Source organism: Bradyrhizobium sp. CER78 (assembly GCF_029846235.1).
In the GTDB taxonomy this organism is placed as follows: Bacteria; Pseudomonadota; Alphaproteobacteria; order Rhizobiales; family Xanthobacteraceae; genus Bradyrhizobium.
Window position 1 is genome coordinate 90,707 of the sequence record NZ_JARVWP010000007.1, and the last position, 14,765, is coordinate 105,471.

Consider the following 14,765-nt stretch of genomic DNA (forward strand, 5'->3'; position numbering starts at 1 on the left):
GAGGCCAGTTCAGAGGTGACTTATGGACACAGCCCGCGATGACGAACGATCAAGCGTCGTGCCGCCCTGCCCCGCGGCCTTCACATCGGCGAAGAAACCCGGAAATCGGATGGGCTCTTGCCGGTCCAGCGGATAAAGGCATGCCGGAAGTTGGCGGCGTCGCTATAGCCCAGCCGGCTCGCGATTTCCTCGTTGGTCATCGCGGTCTTGCGCAGGTATTCGATCGCAAGCCGCGTCCGCACCTCCGCGAGGAGCTCGCGATACGATGTGTCCTCGGCCTCGAGCCTTCGCCGCAGCGCCCGGGGATGCATCGAAAGCCTCTCGGCGATCGCCTCGATGTTCGGATACCTGCCGGGCTGCTCGATCAGCACGCGCCGGACGTCCACCGCGATCCCGCCCGCCTGGTTGACTTCGGACAACACCTGCTCGCACATCTCGCGCGCCATCCCGTGGGTGCGGGAGTCCGCCAGCGCCACCGGTCCATCGGCTTGCGACAACTCGTATCTGTATTCATTGCCCCGCTGCTGAAACAGAACCGGGCAGTCGAAGATCGCCTGATAGGCAGCAGCATGCGCCGGTTCGCCATAGGCAACGGAAATCCGCGAAAAGCGGAACGATTCGCCCGCCAGATCCTTCATGGTCGTCAAGTGCGACGACAGCGCAAACTCGGCCGCGAAGCGATGCACGTCCTGTGTTGGATTCGGCCAATGCAGCGGCTCGAACGCGCAGACGACGGCTGCGCCGTCATACGAATATTTCGCGTCGCAAAGCGGGCCGACGACCCGGAGATATCGATTGGCGAAGGTCCGCACATCGTCATAGGTCGCGCTGCTCAGCAATGCATACCCGTACATTCCGTGCGCTGTCACACGCATCCGCTGTCCGGCGCGAAGCGCAAGCGTCGGGTCGTTCGACAGCCGCAGCGCATTGCGAACCACAATGTCGATCTGCCGGTAGGAGATACGCGTCGTGTGCGCTTCGAGCTTGTCATCGGTCAGGCCCGTGCCTGCCAGCGCCACGGACGATCGGACGTCCAGCCTGCCAAGCTCGGCAATGATGGCCGCAATCAACTGCGCCGAATAGACATATTGGTCGAAATCCGGCGGCAATTGACATGCGGGCACGGCGTCTCGCGGGCGCCCTCCAGCGCTCATGGTCGTCCTCCTCCTGATGTAGATTCTAGCTCCAAATCGAAATCATTCGCAATGCTGGCGGCAGCCAACGGGCCTCCGCTATCCCCAACATCGGGGGAGCGCGCGCACAGGGCGATGCCCGCGGCTCGAGCTCGTTCTCGGATGCTCCGCCGCAGTCGTGGTTCGCGTCAGCACTCCACGACGTTCACCGCAAGACCGCCCAACGACGTTTCCTTGTATTTGGACTTCATGTCTTCGCCGGTTTGCAGCATCGTCTTGATGACGGCATCGAGTGAGACATAGTGCTTGCCGTCGCCGCGCAACGCCATTCGCGCGGCGTTGATCGCCTTGATGGCACCCATCGCGTTGCGCTCGATACAGGGGATCTGCACCAGTCCGCCAACGGGATCGCAGGTGAGACCGAGATTGTGCTCCATGCCGATCTCGGCCCCGTTCTCGACCTGTGCCGGCGTACCGCCGAGCACGGCCGTCAGGCCGCCCGCGGCCATCGAACAAGCGACGCCGACCTCGCCCTGGCAGCCAACTTCTGCGCCGGAGATCGAGGCGTTCGCCTTGTAGAGCATGCCGATCGCGGCCGCGGTGAGCAGAAAGGTGATGACGCCATCGTCGGTCACGCCGGGACTGAACTTGACGTAATAGTGCAGCACAGCCGGGATCACGCCGGCGGCGCCATTGGTCGGCGCGGTCACGATCCGTCCGCGCGCTGCATTCTCCTCGTTGACCGCCATCGCGAAGGCGTTGACCCAATCCATCGCAGCGAGCGGATCGACGCCCTCGGTATCGCTGTTTCGGACCGATAATTCGCGATAGAGCGCCGGCGCACGACGGCGAATGTTCAGCGGGCCAGGCAACGGTTCGGCCGCGCCCGCATTGTCGATCCCGAAGCCGCGGTCGACGCATTGCTTCATCGCATCCCAGATATTCAGGAGACCGGCCCGGACCTCGGCCTCGGTCCGATAGACGCATTCGTTGGCGAGCATCATTTCGGCGATCGAGCGGCCACTCTCCTGCGCGCGCGCCACCAGCTCGGCGCCCGTGCCGAACGGATATGGCCAGATCGAAGGCGCGCCGTCGGCACCTTCAGGCGCATCGTCAAAGCCGCGCTCGATCACGAACCCGCCGCCAATCGAAAAGTAATAGCGCTCCGCCAGCAGCGTATCGTCGGCCGCGAACGCCGCGAGGCGGATCCCGTTGGGATGTTCCGGCAGCGCACTGTCGGGCTTGAACACGATGTCGCGTCCGCGCCGGAACGCGACCGGATGAACATCGAGCAGCCGCAACTCGCCGGAGCGCCGAATGTCGGCAAGCCGCGGTGCTACCTGGGCCGGATCGACCGTATCGGGCTTTTCGCCGAGCAGGCCGAGGATCACGCCGAGGTCGGTCGCATGCCCTCGTCCGGTGGCGCCCAGCGATCCATAGAGATCGGCGCGGACCTGCACCGTTCTCCTCAGAAGGCCATCGCGCTCGAGCGCACGGACGAATTGTCCGGCCGCGCGCATCGGCCCCACCGTATGCGAACTCGAGGGGCCGATGCCGATCTTGAAGATGTCGAAAACCGAAAGCATCAGGCAGCAGGCAGTTGTTGCTTCACCAGTTCGACCCAATACGCGGCGCCGAGCGGCAGGATGGCGTCATTGAAATCATAGTATGGATTGTGCAGCGGCGGATCGTTGGCGGTTTCGCCTGCGCCGATGCAGATATAGGCGCCCGGGCGCTCCTGCAGCATGAAGGCAAAGTCCTCAGATCCCATCGCTGGCTTGATGTCGGTTTGCACCTGTTCGGCGCCGACGAGGATTGCGGCCGCCGCAGCCGCGGCATCGGTTTCCGCGGGCGTGTTGATCACGCCCGGATAGCCGCGCATGTAGCTCAGATCGATCTTTGCGCCATGGGTTTGCGCAACGCCGGCGCAGACCTGCTTCATGGCTGCCTCGACATGATCCTGCACCTCTGCGTCCAGCGTCCGCACCGTGCCGCGCAATGTAACGGTTTCGGGCACCACGTTCCAGGTGTCGCCGCCATGGATCTGGGTGACGCTCACGACCGCTGCGTCCATCGCGCCGATCCGGCGGCTCACGATACCTTGCAGCGCGGAGACGAGATCGGCCGACACCAGGATGGAATCGATGCCTTTCTCAGGCGTCGCGGCGTGGCAACCGCTCCCGGTCACCACGATCTCGAACGTATCGAGGAAGGCCGTCGCAATGCCGGTCCTGATCGCGAATTTTCCACGCGGGATGTTCGGAATGTTGTGCATGCCGTAGACCGCGTCGGCCGGAAAGAGCTTGAACAGACCCTCCTCGACCATCTTCCTGCCGCCCCCTTCATTCTCCTCGGCGGGCTGGAAAACGAAATGGACGGTGCCGCGGAACGGCCGGTGACGGGCGAGATGAACGGCGGCGCCGAGCAGCATCGTGGTGTGGCCGTCGTGGCCGCAGCCGTGCATCTTGCCGGCACGGGTCGACTTGTACGCGCGGTCCCCCAGTTCCTGGAGATCAAGCGCGTCCATGTCGGCTCGCAGCGCGATCGTCGGCCCCTCGCCGTTCTTCAACGTTCCGACCACGCCCGTTCCGGCGAGGCCGCGATGGACCGGGATCTGCATCTCCATCAACGCATCGGCCACGAGTTGGGCGGTGCGGTGCTCTTCGAACGCGGTTTCCGGGTTGGCATGGATGTCATGACGCCAATCCCGCATCCGAGCACAGATATCGTCGGCGATTCCAAATTCCTTTGACATACGTAGGTCTACCTGTCGGTTGCTTAGCGATGGAAGAATTCGGCGATCAATGTCGCGCCGAGGAACGTGCCTGCGGCGGCCGTCAGCGAGACCACCACGATACGCCAGCTCAGCTTCCTGAAGATCGGAAGGTCCTTGGCCACCGAGAAGCCGGCGAGCGTCAGCACGGGGGTCGTGAAAGCCAGGAAGTTCAGCTTGTCGACCGAGCCAATCATCGCTTTGGAGAACGGCAGCAGGCCGGGGATGCCGAGCACGGTGGTGACCACGACCAGGATGAGAATGTGCGGCACCTTGGTCAACAGCCGGGCAAGAACGTCGACCAGCAGCACGACGGCGAGCACGACCAGGAGACCTGCCCCCGATTGCAGCAGCGGTACCTTGTAGGTGAGGGAATTGCCGATCAGGACGCCGCCTGCGACGGTGATCCAGGCGAGCAGTGAGTCCGAGAAACCGAACGTGCCGTGCTTTGTCTCGCCGACGCTTGCGATCGACGGCCCGAGGTCTCCCAACTTGGCGTTCGAGAACCGGCCGAGCACGGGCTCCAGCCTGTCATAGAGCCAGGAACACACCGGCAGCGAGAAGAACAAGGCGAAATAGAACCCGAGGACGGCGGTCATCAGGTTCGCCGCCGAAGCGATCGCAATCAGCTCCTTCGCCATCTCTGGAGGGTTGTGGCCGTTGATGGTGCCGATCGCGGCCGCCATCATGCTGCCCGAGCCAACCCCTGCGCCCATCGCAAGCGAGCGCGGGTCGAAGATGTGCAGGCTGGCGACAAAACCGGCCAGCAGCGCGATGAACAGCGCGCCGAGCACGGTGCCGGTGATGTATTCGGCCAGCACGCCGCGCCCCTCTGCCGAGTTCATCCCGTACTTCTCGCCGATGATCACCAGATTGCCTTCGCGGCCGATCGAGAAGGTCGCGCCGACCGCCTCGCGCTTGACGCCGAGCAAGAGCGCGATCGGCAGGCCGAGGACCAGCGTGCCGAAGGTATGTCCAAGTTCCTGGAAGAGCAGCGCCCAGCCGGCCTTCTGCACCTCCGGAAGCGCACCGCCGACCGTGAATGCCATCTTGACCACGAAGAGCAGCAGGCCTGCGTTGAGCAGTTGTCCCGCATAGGTCTGCAGGCCAGGCCCGATCCGCGCGGCCGCTGGCAGATAACGCGCTGAAAGGCCCCACGCGGCGGCGATCAGCAGCGCCCACACCATCGGTTGAAGCAGCACCGTGCCGGGCCCGATCTGAAACTGGACGATCCCGATCGTCTCGGCGACGGCAACGATGATCAGAACGGCAACGAACAATGTGAGCTTGCCGGAGCTTGCGGAATCGACCGCCTGAGCGGACTGGTCTGCGGACGGAGAAGAGGTCGACGTCATAGTGCTGGACACCTCAGGGAAATGATTGCGAGACAATGCGGCGAACGGTGAACCAACTTGCCTGCCCAGCATCGGGGAGAACGCATGTTGCATCAATGATCGAGGCGTCCAAATTCTGTTGCATTTTTTGCAACACTGGGGAACGCCGTTCCGGCCCGCGCAAGCCGCCGCGTGGATGATCATTCGGATGCAGCAGAGCCATCCAGTGCGGGAGCGCACTTGCCGCGAATTAGCCGCGCCGCCCGGTCTTGCCGTCACAAACGCGACCTGCGCCGGTATTGCTACGCGATTTCTCCGGCAGCGGCCTGGTGCTAGTCGATCGCGCTGGATGAGCCATTCGGCTCGAGCTTCTGCACCTCCGACACGTTGACACCGAGCACCACGATGTCGTGCGTCTTGCCCTGCAGGTCCTTCACCTGATCGCGCAATAGCGCCTCGACGCGGAAGCCGAGCGCCTCGAAGATCGCGATCGCCCGGGTCTGGTCCGACGTCATCTGCACGGTCAGGCGCTCGAGGCCCATCGACAGCGCGAGGTCGAAAGCCTCATTGGAAAGCGCCCGCCCGATGCCGGTCCCGCGCACATGCGAGGCAATCACGGTCCTGATCTCACCGACATGGGCCGACCACGACATTGGGTCCCGCACGATCGCACCGCACCCGACCACCGCATCATCCTTGACCGCGAGCAGGCTGACGATCGAGCCGCGTTCGATCTCCTTGATCCACGCCAAGAGCACCTTCTGCTCGCTGATATTCCTCGGCAGGAATAGCATGTCGTGCACGGCAAGCGCCTTGGCGAATTTGAGGGTGGCGGCCTCGTCGGCAGCTCCCATCAACCGGAACTCGACATCTCCACTCTCGAAGTTGACGCGACGTGGATAGGATCGCATCTTGGTATTCCTCATGCAGACGGCTCGCTCAATCAAAGGTTCGCACTTCGCCGCAACCGCCCTTGCGGGGGCAGCGCGTTTCTCTCGCCTGTCCTGCACGCGAGAGCCGGATCACGCAAGCCGGGCGTGCGCCGATGTCCGAATATAACCCCTGAAGCAGCCAGTTTGCACCTTTCCCAGCTGGCATGAGCACAAGAGCCTTTCGACAATGACCAATACAAGCGCGCCCAAGGACAACGAGGAACGACCGCTGCACGAAATACTCCGGCAGCATGCCCGTGAGCGGCCGGCGAAACCGGCCTGCATCTGGTACGGCCGTGCCGTCACGTTCCTCGAACTCGACCGCGCCAGCGATGCATTCGCGGCGCGCCTGCAACAGCTCGGCGTCGCCAAGGGCGAGCCGGTCGCGCTGTTCATGAACAACTGTCCACAGTACATGATGGCGCAGTACGGCATCCAGAAGATCGGCGCCATCGCCTCGCCTTGCGGCGCGCTGAACAAGGAGCACGAACTCGCCTATCAGCTCGACGATCTCGGCGCGCGCGTGATCGTCGCGGCCGAACCGCTGCTGCCGATCGTGCGGCAGGTCCGCGACAAGACCAGGCTCGAGCATGTGTTCGTCGTCCGCTACACCGATCTGCTGCCCGAGCGGCCGCAGATCGGCGTTCCGGACGAACTGCAGGGATCGGCGCCCGAGCCCGTCGATACAGCGGGCGATACCGAAGAATTCCTTGCCGTCACAACAAGCGGTGCACGGCCAAGCGCCGTCGCGATCGACATGAACGACACGGCGCTGATGATCTACACCTCGGGCAGCACGGGCCGGCCCAAGGGAGCGATGCTGTCCTATCGCAACGTCATCTACAAGACGGCGGCGACCGTGAACTGCAACGGGATCGGCACCGATGACGTGCTGCTCTCGATCGCTCCGCTCTATCACATCGCGGGCATGGTGATGGGCGTGAACGCGCCGGTCTACGCGGGCGCGACGTCTGTGCTGTTGTACCGGTTCGATCCGCTCGTGACGGCGCAGGCGATCGACCGTCACCAGGTGAGCTGGTGGTACAGCGTGGCGCCGATGAATGTCGCGATCACGCAGCTCCCGAACATTTCCGACTTCAGATTGAGCAGCCTTCGCGTCAATCCGGTGACCAGTTTCGGCATCGACTGGACCGAAGCGCTTGCCAGGCAATGGCAGACCGTCGCGTCGAACTGCGAAAGCTTCGAAGCCGCGTACGGCCTGACCGAGACACATACGGTCGACACTTTCATGCCGCGCACGGCGGTGCGCTGGGGCACGCATGGCAAGCCGGTGCCCGGCAACGAGATCCGGATCGTCGATCCGGATACGGGCACAGACACGCCGGCCGGCGTCCCGGGCGAGATCGTGATCCGAGGCCCGGGCGTGTTCAAGGGCTACCGCAATCGTCCCGATGCGACGGCGGAAGCGCTGCGCAACGGCTGGCTCCACACCGGCGACATGGGCCGCCTCGATGCCGACGGCTACCTGACCTTCATGGGGCGCTTCAAGGAGATGATCAAGGTCTCCGGCTACAGCGTCTTCCCGGAAGAGGTCGAATCGATCCTGAACAAGCACCCGTCGGTAGCGGCATCGGCAGTGATCGGCATGCCCGACGCAACGAAGGGCGAGGTGGTGAAGGCCTTCATCGTCCTGGCCCCGCATACCGAACTGGACTCGGCGCAGCTCGTGGCATGGGCGCGCCAGAACATGGCGCCTTACAAAGTGCCGCGGGACGTCAGCTTCGTCACGGAATTGCCGCGCTCACCGGCCGGCAAGCTGTTGCGGCGACTGCTCAAGGACTGACTCTGCAGCGAAGTTGCCCCGGACAGTGGACGGTGCCGCCTGGAAATCCCGGTCGGCCGGTGTCCGAAAATCACCGTCAAGTCGGTCCGACAGCACCTCTTCGGGAATCGATGCCCATGTTGGACATCTCATTTTGTCCCCGGCGATTCACCGACAAGAAGCAAATTGCAGACTGCCACATGTTAAGTCACGACGACGAACGCTCTCGCACCAAGTACCAGCGACGCATGAAACGGATGATCGAAGCACTACGAGGCGAACTGACGCTGCAAGGTATCATCGGTCAGGGGACCACCACGGACTTGCGGGTGGATATCGTCGGCCTTGCCGAAACGGCACTCATGGTGTGCGACTTCGACGGGATCGCGGACTGATACGCCTATCCGAACAAAGCCAGACCTTCGTTTGCGCGCCCCCGCCTAAGGGGGTCTTCAAAGAACTGATCGAGCTTTGCACGACAATGCTGGTAGTTGCATTGGCAGAGGGCCGCGACCTTCGACTAAAATCCGGTAAAATCAACTACTTACCCTCGAAGTTCAATGCCGGCCGGGACACCACGCGAAGCTTGAGCGACGCGAGAGCGAAGACGGGCGGCCCGAGCCTCATCCGGCATCGTTCGATTTTCCTGGCTCGGGCATAATCTTCATTTCGGCATTCACGGCCATTCGCCCGCTTTTGCTGCTATACGGCGGTAGCCGTGTTGGTAGATTGCAATGCGGTTGGTGTTGCAATTTTTGGAAGCGCGTGAAGACGTCGGATGCCCGAAACAGGTGACCCCCAAAAATCCAATTCGACCGCGTCTCAGCCCGTGTTCGCGCAGGCTCTTGCGCTGCATCAGCGGGGGCAGTTGGCGGCGGCAGAGAAGATCTACGAGGACATTCTCCGACAGCAGCCAAGCAACTTCGATGCGCTGCATCTGTTGGGCCTGATTTCCGCGCAGACCGGCCGCAGCGAGCGCGGCATTGACCTGATCCGGCGAGCCATCAGGCTCAACGACAACGTCGCGGACGCGCACAACAATTTGGGCAATGCGCTGCGCGACTTGCGGCGCTTCGACGAAGCGCTCGCGAGCTTCGACAGGGCGACCGCGCTCAAGCAAGACCTTTCCCCGGCGCTCTACAATCGCGGACTTACGCTCGCAGACCTCGGCCGCCACGAGGAGGCGCTCGCAAGCTACGATCGCGTGATCGCGCTGGTGCCCAACCATGCAGATGCCTATCGAAACAGGGGCGCCGCGCTGAGAAAGCTCGGGCGTCTCGAGGCGGCCCTGGCGAGCCTGGACAGGGCGATTGCGCTCAAGCCCAACGATACCGGTGCACACAACGATCGCGGCAACGTGCTCAATGACCTCGAAAGGTTCGATGATGCGCTCGCCAGCTACGACCGGGCGCCGGGAATTGCCGGCGCGTGCTACAACCGCGGCAACGTGCTGATCAAACTGGACCGTCTCGAAGAGGCCGTTGCAAGTTACGACAAGGCGATCGCACTGCGGCCCGACTATGGCGAAGCCTACAACAACCGCGGCACGGCGCTGCTCAAGCTCAGGGATCATGAGGCGGCGCTCGCCAGCATCGACAAGGCGATCCAGCACAAGGGCGACGATGCGGCCGCCTATGCCAACCGCGGCAAGGTCCTGTCCATGCTGGCGCGCTACCAGGAGGCACTCACTGCCTATGACAAGGCCGTCGCGCTGCAGCCGGACCAGGCCGACATCGAAGGCTATCGCCTGCACGCCAAATCGCACATTTGCGACTGGAGTAACTTCGACGCCGAGTGCGACCAACTGATCGATTCGATCAGGAATCGGGACGCGACGGCGGCGCCCTTTTTGTTTTGTAGCGTGCCTTCATCGGCCGCCGACCAACTGCTATGCGCCACGCGATGGACCGCGAAGAACCATCCGCCGTCTGAAAGCCCGCGCTGGCGGGGCGAGCGCTACCATCACGATCGAATTCGCATCGGCTATTTCTCGTCGGATTTCTGCAACCACGCGACGTCGCATTTGATGGCAGGACTGTTCGAGTGCCACGACCGGTCGAAATTCGAGACGGTGGCAATCTCATGGTCGCCCAAAGACCCTACGGAGATGCGTCGACGGCTTGAGGCGTCGTTCGATCGATTTGTCGAGGTCGGGGACATGAACGACGATGCGGTCGCCGACCTGATCAGACGATTGGAAATCGACATCCTGGTCGATCTGAAAGGCTTCACCGGGGGATCCCGCACCAGGGTGCTTGGCCGCCGGCCTGCCCCGGTCCAGGTCAGTTATCTGGGCTACCCGGGAACACTCGGTGCCCCGTTCATCGACTACATCATCGCCGATCGTACCGTGATCCCGGACCACCATCGCGAATTCTACAGCGAAAAGGTGGTCGCTCTGCCCGACAGCTATCAGGCCAACGACGACAAGCGCGCCATTGCCGAACGTGTGTTCACACGCGGCGAGGTGGGGCTGGCCCCGACCGGCTTCGTGTTTTGTTGCTTCAACAACAACTACAAGATCAACCCGCAGATGTTCGATCGGTGGATGAGGATTCTCGGCCGCGTCGAGGGCAGCATGTTGTGGCTGCTCGAAGCCAGCGCCGAGTCTGCCGCAAATCTGCGAAAGGAAGCGGTCGCGCGAGGCGTCGCTGCGGAGCGCCTTGTGTTCGCACAGCGTGCGCCGTTGCCCGACCATCTCGCACGCCATCGCCTCGCCGACCTGTTCCTCGACAACACTCCCTACAACGCCCACACGACCGCCAGCGATGCACTCTGGACCGGCCTGCCGGTGCTCACCATTCTCGGCGACACGTTTGCCAGTCGGGTCGGCGCGAGTTTGCTCCATGCGACCGGCCTGCCCGAGCTGATTGCGGAATCGCCGGAAGCTTACGAGCACATGGCGGTCGATCTTGCGACCCATCCTTCGAAGCTCGCGGCGCTCAGAATGAGGCTGGCGGCCAACCGGCTGACGACACCGTTGTTCGATACCAAACGCTTCACCCGACATATCGAGGCCGCCTACACCGCGATGCATGAGCGTCACAGGGCGGGCCTTGCGCCGGACCATATCGACGTCCCGGCGTGATCGCTGCGGCGTCGCCAACTTTCGCGGGCTGCCGTGGGTTCGACGGTCGTTCGCGCGAACCGCTAATGCCAATACCCAAAGCTGCTTCATCGGCCCGCCGAGCAAGACCCTGATAGTGATACCGTCACGCGCTCTTGGCGACCGGCGCGACCACCGGCTTGGCGTCGCCGAACATCGCCGGATCGATCGTCAACTGAAAGCGCTTGAAGCGCCAGCCCTGGCCCGTCCGCTTCACGATGCAATCGCCGCCCGCGGTGGCGATTGCAACCGGCCCGGTCGCGATGTTCATCTTGGTGATGTAGAAGCGATAACGTGCCCCCTCCTCGTGGGCATCGACGACGTGGTTGGTAAGGAAATGCCGTACGCCGTCTTCCTTGCCGGCCGCGATGTGCTTGGTGATGAATTCCTTCACTGCGGCGGGACCGACGAACTCGCCGTAGGGGGCGACGAAGACGCCGTCGTCGGCAAAGCCGGAGGCGAACCCGCCGGCATCCTCGCTGTCGAGCCCGATATAGGTGCGCGCGGTGAGTTCCTGGATGTCGATCTTGTCTTCGGTCGTGATGGTCATCGATAGTCTCCCTTGGGTTTAAGTATTTGAATGAACGGATTCAGGCGGACGCAATGTGCCGCCGCAGCAGCGCGTTGAAGGGCTCGCCAACCTTCTGGACTGCGTGACCAGCACCTTGCAGGCAGTGGCATTCGACGTTGAACAGGTCAGCGAGCCGCCCGCTGATGCCGTCAAACGCTTCGCTCCAGCCGCCGGTGACGACGAGCTTCGGGAAGCGCGCGTCGGCGACCGCGCCGACCGGCACATCGACGCTCCAGGGACGCTCGGTGACGAGGACGCCGGCCGCAGCGTTAACCGGCGGGGGAAGCGGATCGGGCATCGGCATGTTCATCTCGAGCGCCGCCAGGAAACCGGTCACGAAGGCGTGGCGCTTCGTCCGATCGGCGGTGGCCCAATGCTTGCGCATCGCCTCCGCCACGCGGCGCACCGGGGCGAGATCGGACGCCAGCGCAAAGGCCGGCGGCTCAATCACCGTGAGCGAACGCACGAGGTCCGGACGCCGGCCCGCGGCGTTCATCGCAACCATCCCTCCCATCGACGTGCCGACCAGATGCGCGCCGTCGCCGAGCAACTCGATGACATCAGCGGCGTCGCGAAGGACATCCACCGCATCGATCGGCGCGGTGTCGCCGTAGCCGCGGCGGGTCATGACTGCAAGGGCGAAGGTGTCGGCCAGCGGTTTCTGCTCGCCGAATGCGGCGGCGCCGACGCCAAGGCTGCCGTGGACAAGGACGATCCGGTCCCCTCCACCACCCCAATTTTCAACTGCATAGGACATCAATGGTCTCCAATTTTCGATGGCGCGATGTGCGGTCGCACGGCCGCGCAGCGCGGTGTCGAGCGCTGCGCGGACGCGAATGCTGCTATTTGCGAAACGATGTACGCGTTGGCGCGGGGGCCGGCGCATCGGGCGCCCACAGCCGGTAGCTCAGGTTGGCGAACACCGTGAAACCGCGCGAGACGGTCGCGCTGTCGATGCCGGGCACTGCCGTCCCTCCGGAAACGTTGGCCGACAGCTCGTGCGTCGCCCACACGCTCAACGCGGCGGGACCGAAATTGTATCCGACCAGCGCGCCGGCGGCCCAGATGTCGTAACGCTTGAGATTGACCGCCCCGCCATAGAATGCGCTGGACCTGTCGTCGCTGACCTGTCCGACGTAGTAGCCGACCGGACCGAACGTCCAGTTGCCGATGGTTTTGGTCACGGTGAATTCGGCATGCAGCACGTTGCCGCTGGTGTAGCCGGTCACCGAGCTCGCGGTGTTGATTTCCTCGAACAGGTTGGCGGTGAGATTCCAACCGTCCTTGAAATAGGAGACGACGAGGTTCGGCTGGAAGGTCCACCAGGGCGCGCCGACATTTCCAAGCCCGTTCGGGCCTGAGGTGGTGCCGGTCGGCATCCACATGCCGAAACCCGACTTGACGTACACACCGCTGTCGCCGAGCTTCCAGCTCAGCTCCGCCGGCGCCAGGAACGTATTGTGCATGCCGAGCGGATTGACGTTCACCGGCGAGCCGACGTCGAGCATCATGAACGGCTGCACGATCACCGCATCGTAGGTTGCGCCGAATACCGTCCATCCGGGCACCCAGAGCAATCCTGCGGCCCCGGCCGCGATGTGAACGGAGGTCTTGCCGCCGCCTGCGGCGGTGGGCGCGCCCGGACCGACGATCGATCCCGAATAGGCCACCGCCTGATCGAACATGTAGAGGCCGGCCGGCGGCGTGATCGCGGCATTTCCAAGTACAAGGCCCGGCTTCTGCGCCGAGCCGATATAGCCGGCCTCGAACGCAGCGGCCTGCGTGCAAGCCATCGCCAGGCCGACCGTCAATCCTGTGGTAAATATGCCGTTAGAAAACATGTCCCCTCCGATCCGATGCCTCCTGCTCTCATCACCGGATGGCGGCGGCAGGTTTCGTTGGCTGGAATGTTCGACAGAGGGCGGCGCGGCGCTATCGCGCGCGCGAGGACGGTTATCAGAATCGCGAAAATTTTGGTGGACGCGCGGCGCTACGAGCGGCGCTTTGCCAGCACGACGGACGGCTTCTCGCCGAACCGTTCCTTGAACCGCGCCGAGAAATCGCCGAGGTGAAAGAAGCCGCATTGCAGCGCGACGTCGGTCACCGCGACACTGCCGGGTTCGGATGACAACAGAATGGCGTGCACCCGGTCGAGCCGCTGCGCGCGCAGCCATCGGCCTGGCGACGTCCCGAGATCGCGCTGGAATCCGGCCTGGAGGCTGCGCAGACTGAGCCCGCAGTGCCGTGCGACCTGCCCTAGGCTGACCACGTCGGCGATGTGCTGGCGCATATAGTCCATCGCCTTGCGCACCTGCGCCGACGGCGCTGCCCCGTTCGCCGCAGCGATCGGGCCGCTGAAATTGTTCGGCTGCGCCATCAGCAGCGATTCGATGATCAGTTCCTCGAGCCGCACCAGCATCTTCGGATGCGCCAATGCCTCACTGAACATCGACAGGCTGGCGGCAGCCTCGAGCAGCTTGTGCCAGAACGCCGGGACGCCGCGCAACGCGAGATCGAAATGAACCGGCATCGCCTTGTCGAGGCCGAGAAGGTTCGCGCAGGCCACCTCGACCCGCCGGCGGTCGAGCCGCAGCAGGATCTGGTCGAACGTGCCATCGATGTCGAGGCGAAATTCCCGGTATGGCCCTACGATCGTGCCGTGGCCCGGTGTCACCTCGGCAACCGCCGTGCCATAGCGAAACTGCGCGCTGCCCTGCACCGGCAGCGTGACGAGGAAATTCCCTTCCTCCGACAATTCGGGCACCACCGTGACATCGCCGCCATAGCGCAGCCGGTTGAGCGAAATCGGCCCTATTGGCAGATGATGCAAGCGCGCGGCGAGCTTCGCGCGCCGCCCTCGCATAGCCAGGTCGTGCGGCCGGAGCATCCTGCTGCATCCGTCGACGACTTCGTCAAGGTCACTGCTCGCAAGAACGAGGTGCTTGGCGTCGAACAGACGACCTGCGATGAACGAGGTCGACACGGCCATCACTGCTGCTCCTCTCCAATCGTCGGCGACACCTTAACATCGCAACCATAGCGCAATCGGCTGATTGGCGCACGATATCACGGCTTTCGGCAACATGGTTCTGCCGCATCGCAAAACCCGCTATTGGCCACCGCCGCAGAAGCG

General features: G+C 63.6%; 13 protein-coding genes. 3 read left to right on the top strand and 10 right to left on the bottom strand.

The genetic code is table 11. The features are described 5' to 3' along the window. Nucleotides 1-80: 80 nt before the first annotated feature. The 5 genes from QDT69_RS16975 to QDT69_RS16995 all read right to left on the bottom strand — a co-directional run bounded on the left by QDT69_RS16975 (nucleotide 81) and on the right by QDT69_RS16995 (nucleotide 6,151). On the bottom strand, nucleotides 81-1,154 hold the full coding sequence (locus QDT69_RS16975) for an AraC family transcriptional regulator (RefSeq protein WP_279707619.1): 1,074 nt from the start codon (nucleotides 1,152-1,154) through the stop codon (nucleotides 81-83). Nucleotides 1,155-1,321: 167 nt separating this feature from the next. Next, on the bottom strand, nucleotides 1,322-2,722 hold the full coding sequence (locus tag QDT69_RS16980; protein ID WP_347952048.1) for an L-serine ammonia-lyase: 1,401 nt from the start codon (nucleotides 2,720-2,722) through the stop codon (nucleotides 1,322-1,324). Beyond that, nucleotides 2,719-3,846 (bottom strand): M20 family metallopeptidase, encoded by a 1,128-nt coding sequence (locus QDT69_RS16985; RefSeq protein WP_279707621.1) that lies wholly within the window; start codon nucleotides 3,844-3,846, stop codon nucleotides 2,719-2,721. Before QDT69_RS16985 ends, QDT69_RS16980 begins: the two co-directional genes overlap by 4 nt. 65 nt (nucleotides 3,847-3,911) lie before the next feature. Further along, entirely contained in the window at nucleotides 3,912-5,261 is a 1,350-nt protein-coding gene (locus QDT69_RS16990) for a DUF3100 domain-containing protein (protein WP_279707622.1), read from the bottom strand. A 311-nt stretch (nucleotides 5,262-5,572) separates the two neighbouring features. Next, a complete protein-coding gene (locus QDT69_RS16995) occupies nucleotides 5,573-6,151 on the bottom strand; it encodes a GNAT family N-acetyltransferase (RefSeq protein WP_279707623.1) in 579 nt (192 codons plus the stop codon). A 208-nt stretch (nucleotides 6,152-6,359) separates the two neighbouring features. Here QDT69_RS16995 and QDT69_RS17000 point away from each other — a divergent pair, with 208 nt between their 5' ends. Both QDT69_RS17000 and QDT69_RS17005 read left to right on the top strand, forming a co-directional pair. Continuing rightward, nucleotides 6,360-7,976, top strand: a complete 1,617-nt coding sequence (locus QDT69_RS17000) for an AMP-binding protein (protein WP_279707624.1) — start codon at nucleotides 6,360-6,362, stop codon at nucleotides 7,974-7,976. 116 nt (nucleotides 7,977-8,092) lie between these two features. Then, nucleotides 8,093-8,350 carry a hypothetical protein gene (locus QDT69_RS17005; RefSeq protein ID WP_279707625.1) on the top strand — a complete coding sequence of 86 codons (258 nt, stop codon included), beginning with the start codon at nucleotides 8,093-8,095 and terminating at the stop codon, nucleotides 8,348-8,350. 281 nt (nucleotides 8,351-8,631) lie between these two features. On the opposite strand, the gene QDT69_RS17010 is transcribed toward QDT69_RS17005, so the two are convergent. Further along, nucleotides 8,632-9,132 carry a hypothetical protein gene (locus QDT69_RS17010; RefSeq protein WP_279707916.1) on the bottom strand — a complete coding sequence of 167 codons (501 nt, stop codon included), beginning with the start codon at nucleotides 9,130-9,132 and terminating at the stop codon, nucleotides 8,632-8,634. Between QDT69_RS17010 and QDT69_RS17015 the strand changes: the two genes are divergently transcribed. Next, nucleotides 9,019-11,043, top strand: coding sequence for a glycosyltransferase family 41 protein (locus tag QDT69_RS17015; RefSeq protein ID WP_279707896.1), 2,025 nt, complete (start codon nucleotides 9,019-9,021; stop codon nucleotides 11,041-11,043). The two genes, QDT69_RS17010 and QDT69_RS17015, sit on opposite strands and share 114 nt — an antisense overlap. A gap of 124 nt (nucleotides 11,044-11,167) precedes the next feature. Here the strand turns inward: QDT69_RS17015 and QDT69_RS17020 are convergent, their stop codons facing one another. The 4 genes from QDT69_RS17020 to QDT69_RS17035 form a co-directional block, all read right to left on the bottom strand. Further along, a complete protein-coding gene (locus QDT69_RS17020; RefSeq protein WP_050419411.1) occupies nucleotides 11,168-11,611 on the bottom strand; it encodes a nuclear transport factor 2 family protein in 444 nt (147 codons plus the stop codon). Nucleotides 11,612-11,651: 40 nt separating this feature from the next. Further along, on the bottom strand, nucleotides 11,652-12,389 hold the full coding sequence (locus QDT69_RS17025; protein WP_279707897.1) for an alpha/beta fold hydrolase: 738 nt from the start codon (nucleotides 12,387-12,389) through the stop codon (nucleotides 11,652-11,654). An 85-nt stretch (nucleotides 12,390-12,474) separates the two neighbouring features. Then, complete coding sequence (locus QDT69_RS17030) at nucleotides 12,475-13,473, bottom strand: transporter (RefSeq protein ID WP_279707626.1); 999 nt, start codon at nucleotides 13,471-13,473, stop codon at nucleotides 12,475-12,477. 149 nt (nucleotides 13,474-13,622) lie between these two features. After that, nucleotides 13,623-14,621 carry an AraC family transcriptional regulator gene (locus QDT69_RS17035; protein ID WP_279707627.1) on the bottom strand — a complete coding sequence of 333 codons (999 nt, stop codon included), beginning with the start codon at nucleotides 14,619-14,621 and terminating at the stop codon, nucleotides 13,623-13,625. Nucleotides 14,622-14,765 lie beyond the last annotated feature (144 nt).